Origin of the sequence: Siccibacter colletis (assembly GCF_000696575.1) — a bacterium.
Lineage (GTDB): Bacteria > Pseudomonadota > Gammaproteobacteria > Enterobacterales > Enterobacteriaceae > Siccibacter > Siccibacter colletis.
This window is the reverse complement of sequence record NZ_JMSQ01000001.1, coordinates 22,467-38,910: the sequence shown is the minus strand read 5'-3', so window position 1 is coordinate 38,910 and position 16,444 is coordinate 22,467. Positions and strand designations below refer to the sequence as shown.

Sequence of the window (16,444 nt, the reverse complement as noted above, 5' to 3'; positions counted from 1 at the left end):
GATGTTTACGTAGGTTCAATAAATTCATTGACCTTTATCGTTTGGATTGAGGGCCGCTGTCAACCGTTGTTGTACTTCCTGCTGGAGCACATTATTAAGGCCACGCCGGTCGGCGGTCGCGATTATAAATAAATCTTCTACTCGCTCGCCAATTGTCGAAATTCTCGCCCCGTGCAACGAAATTCCGAGGTCGGCAAACACCTGGCCGACCCGCGCCAGTAGTCCAGGCTGGTCGAGGGCAATCAGCTCAAGAAACGTGCGGCGGTCGGTATGGGTCGGCAGGAAGTTGACCTCGGTATCAACGTTAAAGTGGCGCAGTTTCGCCGGCTGGCGCCGCGGCTGTGGCGGCTGCCAGGTGCGCTGGGAGATCGCCTGTTCGAGCCCGTGACGAATCGCCTCGTGGCGATCCCCGGAGAGCGGGCTGCCGTCCGGCTCCAGCACGATAAAGGAGTCCATCGCCATGCCGTCGCGGGTGGTGAAGATCTGTGCGTCGTGCACGCTGAGATTACGCCGGTCAAGTTCGGCGCATACCGCAGCGAACAGGTAAGGGCGGTCCGGGCTCCAGATAAAGATTTCGGTGCCGCCGCGCGTTGCCTGCGGGCTTAATAAAATCAGCGGCTGCGTCAGATCGTGATTGAGCAGATGGCGAGCGTGCCATGCCAGCTGGTTTGGGCTGTGGCGCACGAAGTAGTTGGCACGGCAGCGCGCCCAGATGTGATGCAGCGCCTCTTCGTTGATGTTGTCCATGCGCAGCAGGGCCAGCGCCTGCACCTGATGATGACGCACGCGCTCGCGCATGTCCGGCGTGTTCTGCATCCCGCGGCGCAGCTGCTTCTCGGTGGCGAAGTAAAGCTCACGCAACAGGCTCTGCTTCCAGCTGTTCCACAGGGTTTCGTTGGTGGCGCAGATGTCGGCGACCGTCAGGCACAGCAGGTAACGCAGGCGATTTTCGGTCTGCACTTCGCTGGCAAACTGGCGGATCACTTCCGGGTCCTGAATATCGCGGCGCTGGGCGGTGACCGACATCAACAGGTGCTGGCGCACGAGCCAGGCGATAAGCTGGGTTTCCCGGGAGTTCAGCCCGTGCAGTTCGGCGAAGGCGAGCACGTCCTGGGCTCCGAGGATCGAGTGGTCGCCGCCGCGTCCTTTGGCGATGTCGTGGAACAGCGCGGCAATCAGAATCAGCTCCGGGTGCGACAGACGCGGCCAGAGATCGACGCACAGCGGATGTTTCGCCCGCGTCTCTTCGCTGGCAAAGCTCTCCAGCTTCAGCAGCACGCGCAGGGTGTGTTCATCGACGGTGTAGGCGTGGAACAGGTCAAACTGCATCTGGCCCACGATGTGCGACCACTGTGGCATATACGCCCCCAGCACGCTGTGGCGATGCATCGGCAGCAGGCCGCGCTTAACCGCGCCGGGATGGCGCAGCAGCGACATGAACAGTGCGCGCGCTTCGGGGATGTAACACAGCGGCTGCGCCAGATGCCGGCGCGCGTGACGCAGATGCCGCAGGGTCGCCGAGTAGATACCGCTGATATCGCGATTGCGGACCATGATATGAAACATGCGCATAATCGCCTGCGGCTCGCGGATAAACAGCGTGTCGTCACGCAGATCGATCAGGCTGCCGCGCAGCTGAAAATCGTCGTCGATGGGGCGCGGTTTTTCATCCGCGGGCAGGGCGAGGATCGCCTCATCAAACAGCTGAAGCAGCATCTGGTTGAGTTCACCCACCCGGCGCGTGACGCGGTAGAACACCTTCATCATCTGTTCGACCGGTTCGTTACCGTCGCCGCTGTAGTTCAGGCGCTGGGCGACGCTGAGCTGACGATCGAACAGCAGGCGGTTGTCGTAGCGGGTTAGCTCCAGATGTAGCGCGAAGCGGATACGCCACAGCTGGTGCAGACACTCGTCGAGTTCGGTGCGTTCGGCGGGGGTTAAAAAGCCGAAGTTGAGCATCTCGCTGAGCGACGTGGCACCGAAGTGACGGCGCGCCACCCACTGCAGGGTATGAATGTCGCGCAGGCCGCCGGGGCTGCTTTTGATATCCGGTTCAAGGTTGTAGCTGGTGCCGTGATAGCGCTGATGGCGTTCGTTCTGCTCTTCAACTTTGGCGGCGAAAAACTTATCCGAGGGCCAGAAGCCGTCGCTAAAAATGTGTTTCTGTAGCTCCAGAAACAGCGCGACATCGCCTATCAACAGCCGGGACTCAATCAGGTTGGTGGCGACGGTAAGATCCCCCAGCCCTTCGAGCAGGCACTCTTCCAGGGTGCGTACGCTGTGGCCCACTTCCAGCTTGATATCCCACAGCAGCGTCAGCAGCTCGCCGACCTTTTGCGCGTCTTCATCGGGCAGACGCTTACGGCTCAGGATCAGCAGATCAATGTCGGAAAGCGGATGCAGTTCGCCCCGCCCGTAGCCACCCACCGCCACCAGCGCCATGTCGCTGCGATCGGCAAAGCCGGCGTCAATCCACAGGCGCTGCAGTAGCTGATCGATAAACTCGGTGCGGGCTTCCACCAGTTCGGTCACCGCCACGCCGTGATCGAAGGCGTCGGCGAGCCAGCGCTGAAAATTTTCAATACGGGTTTTGGTTTGCGCGCAGCACAGGGCGTGCTGTGGCCATGAGGTGGGGTTGTCCGGCTGGCCGGGAAGGGTCGGCAGCGCGGTGTTGGCATACTGTTCGGGTAAACTGTGACTCATAAAAGCGCCGCCCATAAAAAAAGCCGGCATCTGCCGGCTTCTTATTAGTCGTTATGCGAAATGACGTTGGGGATGGTGTCATCCTTACGCAACGTGAGAATTTCGCAGCCGTTATCGGTCACCACAATAGTATGCTCGTACTGCGCAGACAAGCTGCGATCTTTGGTTTTCACCGTCCAGCCATCTTTCATAGTGCGGATGCGGTAGTCGCCAGCGTTGACCATCGGCTCAACGGTAAACGTCATGCCCTGCTGCAGCACTACGCCGCCGTCATCTGCATCATAGTGCAGCACCTGCGGCTCTTCGTGGAAGCCGCGGCCAATGCCGTGACCGCAGTATTCGCGCACCACGGAGAAACCTTCTGCTTCGACGAATTTCTGAATCGCCGCGCCAAGCTCGCGCAGACGGATGCCTGGTTTGACCATGCGCAGCGCTACGTAGAGACTCTCCTGGGTGATGCGGCACAGGCGCTCACCGAGGATGGTCGGCTTGCCGACGATAAACATTTTAGAGGTATCGCCGTGGTATTCATCTTTGATAACGGTAACGTCGATGTTCACGATATCGCCGTCTTTCAGCAGCTTACCGTCATCAGGAATACCGTGGCACACCACTTCGTTGATTGAGATGCAGACTGATTTCGGGAAACCGTGATAGCCGAGGCTCGCAGAGACCGCCTGCTGCTGATTAACGATATAGTCGTTGCAGATGCGATCCAGCTCGCCGGTGCTGACGCCGGGTTTGACGTGGGATTCGATCATCTCCAGCACTTCAGCGGCAAGCCTGCCCGCGACGCGCATTTTTTCGATTTCTTCTGGGGTTTTAATTGAGATAGCCATGAATGAAGTCCGCAGTTGCCGGAATTTCGACAATAATTATGAGTCAGGCGTTAATGGTATCAGGGCCGCCCGGAGGTGCCAAATTGAGAATCACTGGCACCGGGATGCGTCAACAACTATTGGTGTCGTCAGCGCTTTTATGATATAAAGCGCGCCGGACTTCTGTACCGCCTGTCGGGCACAGAGGCTACTACGCTCACATTGTGTAATTACACACACGTATCGGCACATATTCCGGGGTGCCCTTCGGGGTCGGTAATATGGGATACGTGGAGGCATAACCCCACACATTTATATAGAGGTTTTAAACATGGCAACTGTTTCCATGCGCGACATGCTCAAGGCTGGTGTTCACTTTGGTCACCAGACCCGTTACTGGAACCCGAAAATGAAGCCTTTCATCTTCGGCGCGCGTAACAAAGTTCACATCATCAACCTTGAGCAGACCGTACCGATGTTCAACGAAGCCCTGGCTGAGCTGAACAAGATCTCTTCTCGTAAAGGTAAAATCCTTTTCGTTGGTACCAAGCGCGCTGCAAGCGAAGCGGTAAAAGACGCTGCGAACAGCTGCGACCAGTTCTTCGTGAACCATCGCTGGCTGGGCGGTATGCTGACTAACTGGAAAACCGTTCGTCAGTCCATCAAGCGTCTGAAAGACCTGGAAACTCAGTCCCAGGACGGCACTTTCGACAAGCTGACCAAGAAAGAAGCGCTGATGCGCACTCGCGAGCTGGAAAAGCTTGAGAACAGCCTGGGCGGTATCAAAGACATGGGTGGTCTGCCGGACGCTCTGTTTGTTATCGACGCCGACCACGAACACATCGCTATCAAAGAAGCAAACAACCTGGGTATCCCGGTATTTGCTATCGTTGATACCAACTCCGATCCAGACGGCGTTGACTTCGTTATCCCGGGTAACGACGATGCAATCCGTGCTGTAAGCCTGTACCTGAACGCTGTTGCCGCTACCGTGCGCGAAGGCCGTTCTCAGGATCTGGCTTCTCAGGCGGAAGAGAGCTTCGTAGAAGCTGAATAATAAGGTTTGCTCGTCTTGAGCCCTTATTAACCAGGTAGTAACAAGTTTGGTTAGGGGGCCTGTCTCAGGTCCCCTTTTTTTTGAGTCTGGCGTGTCAGACATCTGCTCCGGCAAGTCAGAACTATACCCACTCGCATTCACGTTGCGGCACATCACTGTAACCTGAGGCCGGTAGGGTATATCTCCCCGTACGAGATAACCGAGGATTATAGAATGGCTGAAATTACCGCTTCCCTGGTAAAAGAGCTGCGCGAACGTACTGGCGCTGGCATGATGGATTGTAAGAAAGCACTGTCCGAAGCTAACGGCGACATCGAGCTGGCAATCGAAAACATGCGTAAGTCTGGTGCGATCAAAGCGGCGAAAAAAGCAGGCAACGTTGCTGCTGACGGCGTTATCAAAACTAAGATCGAAGGCAACTACGGTGTGATTCTGGAAGTTAACTGCCAGACTGACTTCGTTGCTAAAGATGGCGGTTTCCAGGCATTCGCAGACAAAGTGCTGGATGCAGCCTTTGCTGGCAAAATCACTGACGTTGAAGTTCTGAAAGCACAGTTCGAAGAAGAGCGTGTTGCCCTGGTTGCTAAAATCGGTGAGAACATCAACATCCGTCGCGTTTCTTCCCTGGAAGGCGATGTGCTGGGCAGCTACCTGCACGGCGCGCGCATCGGCGTTCTGATCGCTGCAACTGGCGCTGACGAAGAGCTGGTTAAACAGCTGGCAATGCACGTTGCTGCAAGCAAGCCGGAATTCGTTAAGCCGGAAGACGTGTCTGCTGAAGTGGTTGAGAAAGAGTACCAGGTTCAGCTGGACATCGCCATGCAGTCTGGCAAGCCGAAAGAAATCGCAGAGAAAATGGTTGAAGGCCGCATGAAGAAATTCACCGGCGAAGTTTCTCTGACTGGCCAGCCTTTCGTTATCGATCCGAGCAAAACCGTTGCTCAGCTGCTCAAAGAGCATAACGCTGACGTAACCAGCTTCATCCGCTTCGAAGTGGGTGAAGGCATCGAGAAAGTTGAGACTGACTTCGCAGCAGAAGTTGCTGCAATGTCCAAGCAGTCTTAATGCTGTAAAGGAGCCGCCTGAGGGCGGCTCCTTTTTATACCCGTGTCACCTCCCGCACCCGCACATTGGGTATAAAGCCGACATAAATTCAGTCTGCTCCGATTCGTTCAGGCTGAGGAAGAGACGCATTATGTGTCGTTCGATTTGACCATCCCCATTCATAGACTGTTCCAGGAAAGAAACATGGCTACCAACGCAAAACCCGTCTATAAACGCATTCTGCTCAAGCTGAGTGGCGAAGCACTCCAGGGCGCAGAAGGTTTCGGTATTGATGCGAGCATACTGGATCGTATGGCGCAGGAGATCAAAGAGCTGGTTGAACTGGGTATTCAGGTTGGGGTGGTGATCGGCGGCGGTAACCTGTTCCGCGGTGCTGGCCTCGCAAAAGCGGGTATGAACCGCGTCGTGGGCGACCACATGGGCATGCTGGCGACGGTAATGAACGGCCTCGCAATGCGCGACGCCCTCCACCGCGCCTATGTGAACGCTCGCCTGATGTCTGCCATTCCGTTGAACGGCGTGTGCGACAACTACAGCTGGGCAGAAGCCATCAGCCTGCTGCGCAACAACCGCGTGGTGATCCTCTCTGCCGGTACCGGCAACCCGTTCTTCACCACCGACTCCGCAGCCTGCCTGCGCGGCATTGAAATCGAAGCCGACGTGGTGCTGAAAGCCACCAAAGTGGACGGCGTTTACTCTGCCGATCCGATGAAAGATCCTGCCGCAACCCTGTACGATCAGCTGACCTATCAGGACGTGCTGGAACGTGAACTCAAGGTGATGGATCTGGCGGCCTTTACGCTGGCGCGCGACCATAAACTGCCGATTCGCGTATTTAACATGAATAAGCCTGGTGCACTGCGTCGCGTGGTGATGGGTGAGAAAGAAGGCACTTTGATTACGGAGTAATTTCCGTCTGCCGCAAATACGGGTACTATTCCGCTTCATCTGCAGGCTTTGATGCCTGGTTGCCGGAAGGTACCATGAATTAAACGGGCTATACTTAGCACACCCATGAAGGCGGTGCCGCAAGTCTGGTCTGCCGAAAAGCAAGTTTTCAAGGATTCGTAACGTGATCAGCGATATCAGAAAAGATGCCGAAGTGCGCATGGAAAAATGCGTTGAGGCTTTCAAAACCCAAATCAGCAAAGTCCGTACCGGTCGCGCTTCCCCGAGCCTGCTCGACGGGATCGTCGTCGAATATTACGGTACGCCTACGCCGCTGCGCCAGCTGGCCAGCGTCACCGTAGAAGACACCCGCACTCTGAAAATCAACGTCTTTGACCGCTCTATGGGCCCGGCCGTTGAGAAAGCGATCATGGCCTCCGATCTGGGTCTGAACCCAAGTTCAGCGGGCACCGATATTCGCGTTCCGCTGCCGCCGCTGACCGAAGAGCGTCGTAAAGACCTGATCAAAGTGGTGCGCGGTGAAGCAGAACAGGCTCGCGTTGCGGTACGTAACGTGCGCCGTGATGCGAACGATAAAGTCAAAGCGCTGCTGAAAGAGAAAGAGATCAGCGAAGATGATGACCGTCGTTCACAGGACGACGTGCAGAAAATGACTGACGCTGCCATCAAGAAAGTGGATGCAGCTCTGGCCGATAAAGAAGCTGAGCTGATGCAGTTTTAATTAACGGCATCGTGGCAGACTAAACGCCGTACAGAAGAGTCGTCCAGAGCGGCTTTTGCTGGCGGCGTTTTTTATTTCCCGGCGCGTAAGGCGCATTAACCGCTTTTCCTGTGAGTATCCCATGAAGCAATTGACCATACTCGGCTCGACCGGCTCTATCGGTTGCAGCACATTAGATGTCGTTCGTCGTAATCCGGAGCAGTTTGCGGTTACCGCACTGGTCGCCGGAAAGAATGTGGCCCGTATGGTCGAACAGTGCCTCGAATTCAGGCCGCGTTTCGCGGTAATGGACGATGAAGCCAGCGCGGCGGCGCTACGCACTCAGCTGCGTGAGGCCGGTTGCGTTACTGAAGTGATGGCCGGACGCGACGCGGCGTGCGAAATGGCGGCGCTGAGCGATGTCGATCAGGTGATGGCGGCGATCGTTGGAGCGGCAGGCTTGCTGCCTACGCTGTCAGCGATTGGCGCGGGTAAACAGATTTTGCTGGCGAACAAAGAGTCGCTGGTCACTTGTGGTCGTCTGTTTATGGATGCCGTGAAGCGCAGTGGCGCCCGGCTTTTGCCGGTGGACAGCGAGCACAACGCCATTTTTCAGAGTTTGCCCGAAACAATTCAGCGTAACCTGGGATACGCTGATCTGGAGAGTAACGGCGTCTCGTCGATTATTCTCACCGGATCGGGTGGCCCGTTTCGCGATACGGCTTTAGATGCGCTGGCTGATATGACGCCCGAGCAGGCATGCCGTCATCCAAACTGGTCGATGGGACGTAAGATCTCCGTTGATTCGGCCACCATGATGAATAAAGGTCTCGAATATATTGAAGCCCGCTGGCTGTTTAATGCGTCAGCAAAACAGATGGAAGTATTAATTCATCCGCAGTCCATGATCCATTCGATGGTGCGCTATCTGGACGGTAGCGTGCTGGCACAGTTGGGCGAGCCGGATATGCGTACACCTATCGCGCATACGATGGCCTGGCCTGAACGTGTGACATCAGGCGTTGCGGCACTCGATTTCTGTAAAGTGGGCTCGCTTAGCTTCTGCGCCCCTGATTTTCAGCGCTATCCCTGCCTCAGGCTGGCAATGACCGCTTTTGATAACGGGCAGGCTGCCACCACGGCGCTGAATGCAGCAAATGAAATCGCGGTAGCGGCTTTCCTGGACGATCGTATTCGCTTTACGGATATCGCTCGCATTAACGAGGACGTGTTGAACGTCATGGATTTACGCGAACCGGAGAGCGTGGAAGAAGTGCTGGCGGTGGATGAGAATGCACGCGCAGTTGCACAGAGCGAAGTGACGCGTCTCGCAGGGCGGTGATTATTCCCGCAGCGGGGCCTGTGCCATTTGTTCGCTATGTGCTTCAGTGATATAGTCTGCGCCACCTGAACGCGGGTGATAAATCACTAACGTTCAGGTAAGCCGTGAATTTGCACGGCTTTTTTATGCTGAGGGCTTCAGTATTCCAGAGTACCGCTTAATCCTTATCAGGGAATAAAAACGCGTTATGTTGTCTGCTAACCAACCATTAAGCGAACACTTACCTGCACATGGCTGCCGCCATGTGGCCATCATTATGGATGGCAATGGCCGTTGGGCGAAAAGACAGGGAAAAATAAGAGCGTTTGGACATAAAGCGGGAGCTAAATCGGTTCGCCGTGCAGTTTCTTTTGCAGCAAATAATGGCATTGATGCGCTTACGCTTTATGCTTTTAGCAGCGAGAACTGGAATCGCCCCGCACAGGAAGTCAGCGCGCTGATGGAGCTGTTTGTCTGGGCGCTCGACAGCGAGGTGAAAAGCCTGCATCGCCACAACGTGCGTTTACGCATTATTGGCGATACCAGCCGCTTTAATACGCGTCTGCAGGAGCGCATCGTCAAAGCTGAGACGCTGACGAGCCAGAACACCGGGCTGACGCTAAACATCGCGGCGAATTACGGTGGACGCTGGGATATTATTCAGGGAGTGAGGCAACTTGCGACGCAGGTTCAGGAAGGGCTGTTACGCCCTGAAAGCATTGATGAAGAGCTGCTGAACCAGCAACTCTGTATGAATGAGCTGGCTCCCGTTGACCTGGTAATTAGGACAGGCGGAGAGCATCGCATTAGTAACTTCCTGCTCTGGCAGATAGCCTATGCGGAACTCTATTTTACAGATGTTCTCTGGCCTGATTTTGATGAACAAGACTTTGAGGGGGCGCTTGATGCGTTCGCAAACCGAGAGCGTCGTTTTGGCGGCACAGAACCCGGTGGTGATGTTGCCTGATGGGGGTAGCTTTTGCTGAAGTATCGCCTGATTTCCGCATTTGTCATGATTCCGGTTGTTATCGCAGCGCTGTTCTTGCTGCCGCCGGCTGGCTTTGCCATCGCTACGCTGCTGGTCTGCATGCTGGCTGCCTGGGAGTGGGGGCAGTTCTGCGGTTTTGCCGCGCGTGGTCAGCGTGTCTGGCTCGCAGTCCTGTGCGGGCTGCTGCTGGCCGTCATGCTCTTCACGCTGCCGGAATATCACCACACCGCGCGCCTGCCGCTCATTGAGTTTTCACTCTGGGCATCACTTGGCTGGTGGTTAGCCGCACTGCTGCTGGTACTGTTCTACCCCGGCTCCGCGTCGCTGTGGCGTGAATCAAAGGTGCTGCGTCTGATATTTGGCTTCCTGACTATCGTGCCGTTCTTCTGGGGCATGGTGGCGCTGCGCTCATGGCACTACGACAGTAACCACTACAGCGGGGCTATCTGGCTGCTCTACGTCATGTTTCTGGTGTGGGGCGCGGACTCTGGCGCTTATATCTTCGGTAAGAAATTCGGCAAACATAAGCTTGCCCCGAAAGTATCGCCGGGCAAAACCTGGCAGGGCTTCATCGGCGGCCTGTTTACCGCTGCGGTTATCGCCTGGCTCTACGGCACTTTTGCAAAGCTGGAAGTCGCGCCGGTGGTACTATTGGTATCCTCGATTGTCGCTGCGCTGGCCTCGGTGCTGGGCGATCTCACCGAAAGCATGTTCAAGCGTGAAGCCGGCATCAAGGATAGCGGCAATTTAATCCCCGGCCACGGCGGCATTCTGGATCGCATCGATAGCCTGACGGCGGCGGTACCGGTATTTGCCTGCCTGTTACTGCTGGTCTTCGGGACCGTCTGACGGAAGGTACTATGCTGAGCATCCTCTGGAATTTAATGGCCTTTATCGTTGCGCTGGGCATTCTGATTACCGTGCACGAGTTCGGCCATTTTTGGGTTGCTCGTCGCTGCGGTGTCCGCGTTGAGCGCTTCTCTATCGGCTTTGGCAAAGCGCTGTGGCAGCGTACCGACCGCCACGGCACCGAGTTTGTCATTGCCCTGATCCCGCTAGGTGGCTACGTGAAAATGCTCGACGAACGCGTCGAGCCGGTTATTCCTGAATTACGTCACCGCGCCTTCAATAACAAAACCGTCGCACAGCGTGCGGCGATCATCGCTGCCGGCCCGGTGGCAAATTTCATCTTCGCCGTTTTCGCATACTGGCTGGTATTTATTATCGGCGTACCCAGTGTGAAGCCCGTGATTGGTGAAATTGCGCCCAATTCCATTGCTGCCCAGGCACAAATTCAGCCGGGCGCGGAACTAAAAGCTATCGACGGTATCGAAACGCCTGACTGGGATGCTGTGCGCTTAGCGCTGGTCGCAAAAATTGGCGAAGAAAGCACAACGCTTTCGGTCACATCGCCTGGCAATAGCGCGCGCAGCGACAAAACCCTTGATTTACGCGACTGGCACTTCGAGCCTGACCGTGAGGATCCGGTTGCGTCGCTGGGTTTACGCCCGAAGGGACCGCAGATTGAACCGGTGCTTGATGAGGTGCAGCAGAATTCCGCCGCAAGCAAAGCAGGTTTGCAAGCGGGCGACAGGATCGTTAAAGTCGATGGTCAGTTATTGACGTCGTGGATGTCATTTGTCACCCTGGTACGCGATAATCCGGGGAAAGCACTGGCGTTAGAAGTCGAGAGGCAAGGGAGTTCCTTGTCTTTATCGCTGATACCGGATACAAAGCCCGGTAGCAGTGGTCAGGCAGAGGGTTTTGCGGGCGTGGTTCCGAAAATTATTCCTCTGTCTGATGAATACAAAGTGTTGCGCCAGTATGGGCCGTTCAACGCGATTATCGAAGCCACGGCAAAGACGTGGCAGCTGATGAAGCTGACGGTTAACATGCTGGGGAAATTGATAACCGGTGACGTTAAGCTTAACAACCTTAGTGGCCCCATCTCCATTGCTCAGGGAGCAGGAGTGTCCGCAGAGTATGGGTTGATCTACTTCCTGATGTTTCTGGCGCTGATTAGCGTGAATCTCGGGATAATCAATCTGTTTCCTCTGCCGGTCCTTGATGGTGGGCACTTGCTATTCTTAGCGGTTGAGAAGCTGAAAGGCGGGCCGGTTTCCGAGCGAGTTCAAGACTTTAGTTATCGCATTGGCTCAATTCTGCTGGTGATGTTAATGGGGCTTGCACTTTTCAATGATTTCTCTCGGTTATGAGAGTTTGGTTAGGAAGAACGCATAACAACGATGGCGATGAAAAAGTTGCTCATAGCGTCGCTGCTGTTTAGCAGCGCCACCGTATACGGTGCTGACGGTTTCGTAGTGAAGGACATTCATTTCGAAGGCCTTCAGCGTGTCGCCGTTGGTGCGGCCCTCCTCAGCATGCCAGTGCGCCCAGGCGACACGGTGACTGATGAGGATATCGGAAATACCATTCGCGCCCTGTTTGCTACCGGCAACTTCGAGGATGTGCGGGTACTGCGCGACGGCGAAAACCTGTTGGTTCAGGTTAAAGAACGCCCGACTATCGCCAGCATTACTTTCTCCGGCAACAAGTCGGTAAAGGATGACATGCTGAAGCAGAACCTCGAAGCCTCCAGCGTGCGCGTGGGTGAATCCCTCGACCGAACCACCCTTTCAGATATCGAAAAGGGTCTGGAAGACTTCTATTACAGCGTGGGTAAATACAGCGCCAGCGTGAAAGCGGTTGTTACTCCGCTGCCGCGTAACCGCGTAGACCTGAAGCTGGTGTTCCAGGAAGGCGTGTCGGCCACCATTCAGCAGATCAACATTGTCGGTAACCATGCCTTCAGCACTGAAGAGCTGATTTCTCAGTTCCAGCTGCGTGACGAAGTGCCGTGGTGGAACGTAGTGGGCGATCGTAAATACCAGAAGCAAAAACTGGCGGGCGACCTTGAAACCCTGCGCAGCTACTATCTGGATCGCGGCTACGCACGTTTCAACATTGACTCTACTCAGGTCAGCCTGACGCCGGATAAAAAGGGCATCTACATCACCGTTAACGTGACGGAAGGCGAGCAGTATAAGATTTCTGGTGTTGAAGTCAGCGGCAACCTCGCTGGCCACTCAGCCGAAATCGAAAGCCTGACCAAAATGGAGCCAGGTGAGCTGTATAACGGCACCAAAGTGACCAAAATGGAAGACGACATCAAGAAATTGCTTGGTCGTTATGGTTACGCCTATCCGCGCGTTCAGAGCCAGCCGGAAATCAACGACGCGGATAAGACCGTTAAGCTGCGCGTCAACGTTGACTCCGGTAACCGCTTCTACGTGCGTAACATTCGCTTTGAGGGTAACAGCACCTCCAAAGATGCCGTCCTGCGCCGCGAAATGCGTCAGATGGAAGGGGCATGGCTGGGGAGCGACCTCGTCGATCAGGGTAAAGAGCGTCTGAACCGTCTCGGCTATTTCGAAACCGTTGACGTTGATACCCAACGCGTCGCGGGTAGCCCGGACCAGGTTGACGTGGTCTACAAAGTTAAAGAGCGCAACACCGGTAGCTTTAACTTCGGTGTCGGCTACGGTACCGAGAGTGGCGTCAGCTTCCAGGTCGGCGTTCAGCAGGATAACTGGTTAGGTACCGGTTATTCCGTTGGCATCAACGGAACCAAAAACGATTACCAGACCTACTCTGAATTCTCTGTCACCAACCCGTACTTCACCGTAGACGGTGTGAGCCTCGGTGGTCGTGTCTTCTATAACGACTTTAAAGCGGACGATGCGGATCTCTCCTCCTATACCAACAAGAGCTATGGTGTAGACGGAACCCTCGGCTTCCCGGTGAACGAATACAACACGCTGCGCGTGGGTCTGGGCTATGTCCACAACGACCTGTCCAACATGCAACCGCAGGTGGCGATGTGGCGCTATCTCGACTCCGTTGGTCAGAGCAGCCCGACCACGACCGATGAGAACGGCTTCTCAGCAGATGACTTCACGCTGAACTATGGCTGGACGTACAACAAGCTTGACCGTGGTTACTTCCCGACCGAAGGTTCTCGCGTCAACCTGAATGGTAAAGTTACCATGCCAGGTTCCGATAACGAGTTCTACAAGGTAACGCTGGATACCGCCTCTTACTTCCCGATCGATGACGATCATAAGTGGGTGATTCTGGGGCGTACCCGTTGGGGCTATGGTGACGGTCTTGGCAGTAAAGAGCTGCCGTTCTATGAGAACTTCTATGCCGGTGGCTCCAGCACCGTGCGTGGCTTCCAGTCGAACAACATCGGTCCGAAAGCAGTTTACTTCGGCCCGAATAACGAAAACTGCGAAGCGGGGACTTACTGTAGTTCTGATGATGCGGTCGGCGGTAATGCCATGGGCGTTGCCAGCCTTGAGTTCATCACCCCGACGCCGTTCCTGAGCGAAAAATATGCGAATTCCGTACGTACTTCGCTGTTTGTCGACGCGGGTAGCGTCTGGGATACAAACTGGGACAATACGGCAGCGATGCAGGCAGCAGGCGTGCCTGACTACAGCGACCCAAGCAATATCCGTATGTCGGCCGGTCTGGCATTACAATGGATGTCTCCATTAGGACCACTGGTGTTCTCGTATTCTCAGCCGTTCAAGAAATACGATGGAGACAAGGCGGAGCAGTTCCAGTTTAACATTGGTAAAACCTGGTAATTGCGCGTCGCAAAGGAATGCTGATGCAGTGTAGCGGCGTCAGGCGGTTGCATTACGCACCGCCTGTAGCCCGCGAAAAATCGGTACCCTCGGGTACTCATGGGATGGTAAGGAGTTGATTGTGAAAAAGTGGTTATTTGCTGCAGGTCTCAGTTTAGCAATGGCGGCGTCTGCACAAGCTGCTGATAAAATTGCCGTTGTGAACATGGGTAACCTGTTCCAGCAGGTTGCTCAGGGCACAGGTGTTTCCAAAACTCTGGAGAATGAGTTCAAAGGCCGTGCCGGTGAACTGCAACGCATGGAATCCGACCTGCAATCCAAAATGCAGCGCCTGCAGCGCGATGGCTCGACCATGAAAGCGAGCGAACGCAGCAAGCTGGAAAAAGATGTTATGGCTCAGCGCCAGGACTTCTCCGGCAAAGCGCAGTCCTTTGAACAGGATCGTTCTCGTCGTTCCAACGAAGAGCGCGGCAAACTGGTTACCCGTATTCAGACCGCTGTGAAGAAAGTTGCAGCCGATCAGGATATCGATCTGGTTCTGGACGCAAACACCGTTGCTTACACCAGCAGCGATGTTAAAGACATCACCGCAGACGTGCTGAAACAGGTTAAATAAGTAATGCCTTCAATTCGACTGGCTGATTTAGCCCGGCAGTTGGATGCAGACTTGCACGGAGATGGCGATATCGTCATCTCCGGCGTCGCGTCTATGCAATCTGCTTCCGAGGGACACATTACGTTCATGGTAAACCCGCGTTACCGTGAGCAACTGGCATTATGCCAGGCATCCGCCGTTGTGATGACGTCGGACGATCTTCCTTTTGCTAAGAGTGCTGCACTGGTCGTTAAGAATCCGTACCTGACCTATGCCCGCATGGCGCAAATTCTTGATACCACGCCGCAGCCTGCCGCTGACATCGCCCCGAGCGCTGTTATCGACCCGTCCGCGCGGCTGGGTAAAAATGTGGCTGTCGGCGCGAATGCCGTTATTGAATCTGGCGTTGAGCTGGGTGATAACGTTATTATCGGCGCCGGCTGCTTCGTTGGTAAAAACACGAAGCTGGGTGCAAACACCCGCTTGTGGGCCAACGTCTCGGTTTATCATGAGATCGACATTGGTGAAAACTGCCTGATCCAGTCTGGTACCGTTATTGGTTCCGACGGATTTGGCTATGCCAACGATCGTGGAAACTGGGTTAAAATACCGCAGATTGGACGTGTAATTATCGGTAACAATGTTGAAATTGGTGCCTGTACCACGATCGATCGCGGTGCGCTGGATGACACTGTTATCGGTAACGGTGTTATCATAGACAACCAGTGCCAGATTGCGCACAACGTCGTGATTGGTGACAATACCGCCGTTGCTGGCGGGGTCATCATGGCAGGCAGCCTGAAAATCGGCCGCTACTGCATGATCGGCGGTGCCAGCGTGATTAATGGTCACATGGAAATCTGTGATAAAGTGACGGTAACAGGGATGGGCATGGTAATGCGCCCCATCACTGAACCTGGGGTATACTCTTCAGGAATTCCGCTGCAACCAAATAAAGCATGGCGAAAAACCGCAGCGTTAGTGATGAATATCGATGACATGAGCAAACGCCTCAAGGCCATCGAACGTAAAGTCAATTCACAGGACTGAATCACTTCGGCTTGACGCCTTCGCGCTTACCAGATTCGCGGCCTGCTGGCTTTCTAAGGATTGCCGCGGGCCGTGTTACTATTATTGCCAATAAGTACATTCAGTACATTTAGACAGGAAGAGTATTTTGACTACTGACACTCATACTCTGCACATTGAAGAGATTTTAGAGCTTCTGCCGCACCGCTACCCGTTTTTGCTGGTAGATCGCGTGCTGGATTTTGAAGAAGGTCGTTTTCTACGCGCAGTTAAAAATGTCTCAGTAAACGAGCCGTTTTTCCAGGGCCATTTCCCTGGCAAACCGATTTTCCCCGGCGTTCTGATCCTCGAAGCGATGGCGCAGGCGACCGGCATTCTGGCATTCAAAAGCGTTGGTAAGCTTGAACCGGGCGAACTGTATTACTTCGCCGGTATCGACGAAGCGCGCTTTAAGCGCCCGGTCGTGCCAGGAGACCAGATGATCATGGAAGTCACATTTGAAAAAACGCGCCGTGGCCTGACGCGCTTCAAAGGTGTTGCGCTGGTTGACGGCAAAATCGTATGCGAAGCTACCATGATGTGCGCGCGTAGCCGGGAGGCCTGATAC

General features: G+C 54.9%; 14 protein-coding genes. 12 read left to right on the top strand and 2 right to left on the bottom strand.

The window, feature by feature from the left end; translation table 11 throughout:
• Positions 1–24 precede the first annotated feature (24 nt).
• Both glnD and map read right to left on the bottom strand, forming a co-directional pair.
• On the bottom strand, positions 25–2,703 hold the full coding sequence (gene glnD / locus ET34_RS0100185; RefSeq protein ID WP_031518456.1) for a bifunctional uridylyltransferase/uridylyl-removing protein GlnD: 2,679 nt from the start codon (positions 2,701–2,703) through the stop codon (positions 25–27).
• A 44-nt stretch (positions 2,704–2,747) separates the two neighbouring features.
• Entirely contained in the window at positions 2,748–3,542 is a 795-nt protein-coding gene (map, locus tag ET34_RS0100180; RefSeq protein WP_031518454.1) for a type I methionyl aminopeptidase, read from the bottom strand.
• 310 nt (positions 3,543–3,852) lie between these two features.
• Here map and rpsB point away from each other — a divergent pair, with 310 nt between their 5' ends.
• The 12 genes from rpsB to fabZ all read left to right on the top strand — a co-directional run bounded on the left by rpsB (position 3,853) and on the right by fabZ (position 16,441).
• Positions 3,853–4,578, top strand: a complete 726-nt coding sequence (gene rpsB / locus ET34_RS0100175) for a 30S ribosomal protein S2 (RefSeq protein WP_024549340.1) — start codon at positions 3,853–3,855, stop codon at positions 4,576–4,578.
• 213 nt (positions 4,579–4,791) lie between these two features.
• Positions 4,792–5,643, top strand: a complete 852-nt coding sequence (gene tsf / locus ET34_RS0100170; RefSeq protein WP_031518452.1) for a translation elongation factor Ts — start codon at positions 4,792–4,794, stop codon at positions 5,641–5,643.
• Between the two features lie 183 nt (positions 5,644–5,826).
• On the top strand, positions 5,827–6,552 hold the full coding sequence (gene pyrH / locus ET34_RS0100160) for a UMP kinase (protein WP_031518450.1): 726 nt from the start codon (positions 5,827–5,829) through the stop codon (positions 6,550–6,552).
• Between the two features lie 163 nt (positions 6,553–6,715).
• Complete coding sequence (frr, locus tag ET34_RS0100155; RefSeq protein WP_031518448.1) at positions 6,716–7,273, top strand: ribosome recycling factor; 558 nt, start codon at positions 6,716–6,718, stop codon at positions 7,271–7,273.
• 121 nt (positions 7,274–7,394) lie between these two features.
• Positions 7,395–8,594, top strand: coding sequence for a 1-deoxy-D-xylulose-5-phosphate reductoisomerase (gene ispC, locus ET34_RS0100150; RefSeq protein WP_031518446.1), 1,200 nt, complete (start codon positions 7,395–7,397; stop codon positions 8,592–8,594).
• 187 nt (positions 8,595–8,781) lie between these two features.
• Entirely contained in the window at positions 8,782–9,540 is a 759-nt protein-coding gene (ispU, locus tag ET34_RS0100145; RefSeq protein WP_031518444.1) for a (2E,6E)-farnesyl-diphosphate-specific ditrans,polycis-undecaprenyl-diphosphate synthase, read from the top strand.
• A gap of 12 nt (positions 9,541–9,552) precedes the next feature.
• A complete protein-coding gene (cdsA, locus tag ET34_RS0100140) occupies positions 9,553–10,410 on the top strand; it encodes a phosphatidate cytidylyltransferase (RefSeq protein ID WP_031518442.1) in 858 nt (285 codons plus the stop codon).
• A gap of 11 nt (positions 10,411–10,421) precedes the next feature.
• Positions 10,422–11,777 (top strand): sigma E protease regulator RseP, encoded by a 1,356-nt coding sequence (gene rseP / locus ET34_RS0100135; protein WP_031518441.1) that lies wholly within the window; start codon positions 10,422–10,424, stop codon positions 11,775–11,777.
• A gap of 30 nt (positions 11,778–11,807) precedes the next feature.
• Complete coding sequence (gene bamA / locus ET34_RS0100130) at positions 11,808–14,213, top strand: outer membrane protein assembly factor BamA (protein ID WP_031518439.1); 2,406 nt, start codon at positions 11,808–11,810, stop codon at positions 14,211–14,213.
• A 121-nt stretch (positions 14,214–14,334) separates the two neighbouring features.
• Entirely contained in the window at positions 14,335–14,829 is a 495-nt protein-coding gene (gene skp / locus ET34_RS0100125; protein WP_031518437.1) for a molecular chaperone Skp, read from the top strand.
• Positions 14,830–14,832: 3 nt separating this feature from the next.
• Positions 14,833–15,858 carry a UDP-3-O-(3-hydroxymyristoyl)glucosamine N-acyltransferase gene (gene lpxD, locus ET34_RS0100120; protein ID WP_031518435.1) on the top strand — a complete coding sequence of 342 codons (1,026 nt, stop codon included), beginning with the start codon at positions 14,833–14,835 and terminating at the stop codon, positions 15,856–15,858.
• Between the two features lie 127 nt (positions 15,859–15,985).
• Positions 15,986–16,441, top strand: a complete 456-nt coding sequence (gene fabZ, locus ET34_RS0100115; protein WP_017458006.1) for a 3-hydroxyacyl-ACP dehydratase FabZ — start codon at positions 15,986–15,988, stop codon at positions 16,439–16,441.
• Positions 16,442–16,444 lie beyond the last annotated feature (3 nt).

Bases quoted from the DNA above. Each gene is read 5' to 3' on its own strand.
- glnD (WP_031518456.1), bottom strand. From the start codon at position 2,703: ATGAGTCACAGTTTACCCGAACAGTATGCCAACACCGCGCTGCCGACC.
- map (WP_031518454.1), bottom strand. From the start codon at position 3,542: ATGGCTATCTCAATTAAAACCCCAGAAGAAATCGAAAAAATGCGCGTC.
- rpsB (WP_024549340.1), top strand. From the start codon at position 3,853: ATGGCAACTGTTTCCATGCGCGACATGCTCAAGGCTGGTGTTCACTTT.
- tsf (WP_031518452.1), top strand. From the start codon at position 4,792: ATGGCTGAAATTACCGCTTCCCTGGTAAAAGAGCTGCGCGAACGTACT.
- pyrH (WP_031518450.1), top strand. From the start codon at position 5,827: ATGGCTACCAACGCAAAACCCGTCTATAAACGCATTCTGCTCAAGCTG.
- ispC (WP_031518446.1), top strand. From the start codon at position 7,395: ATGAAGCAATTGACCATACTCGGCTCGACCGGCTCTATCGGTTGCAGC.
- ispU (WP_031518444.1), top strand. From the start codon at position 8,782: ATGTTGTCTGCTAACCAACCATTAAGCGAACACTTACCTGCACATGGC.
- rseP (WP_031518441.1), top strand. From the start codon at position 10,422: ATGCTGAGCATCCTCTGGAATTTAATGGCCTTTATCGTTGCGCTGGGC.
- bamA (WP_031518439.1), top strand. From the start codon at position 11,808: ATGGCGATGAAAAAGTTGCTCATAGCGTCGCTGCTGTTTAGCAGCGCC.
- lpxD (WP_031518435.1), top strand. From the start codon at position 14,833: ATGCCTTCAATTCGACTGGCTGATTTAGCCCGGCAGTTGGATGCAGAC.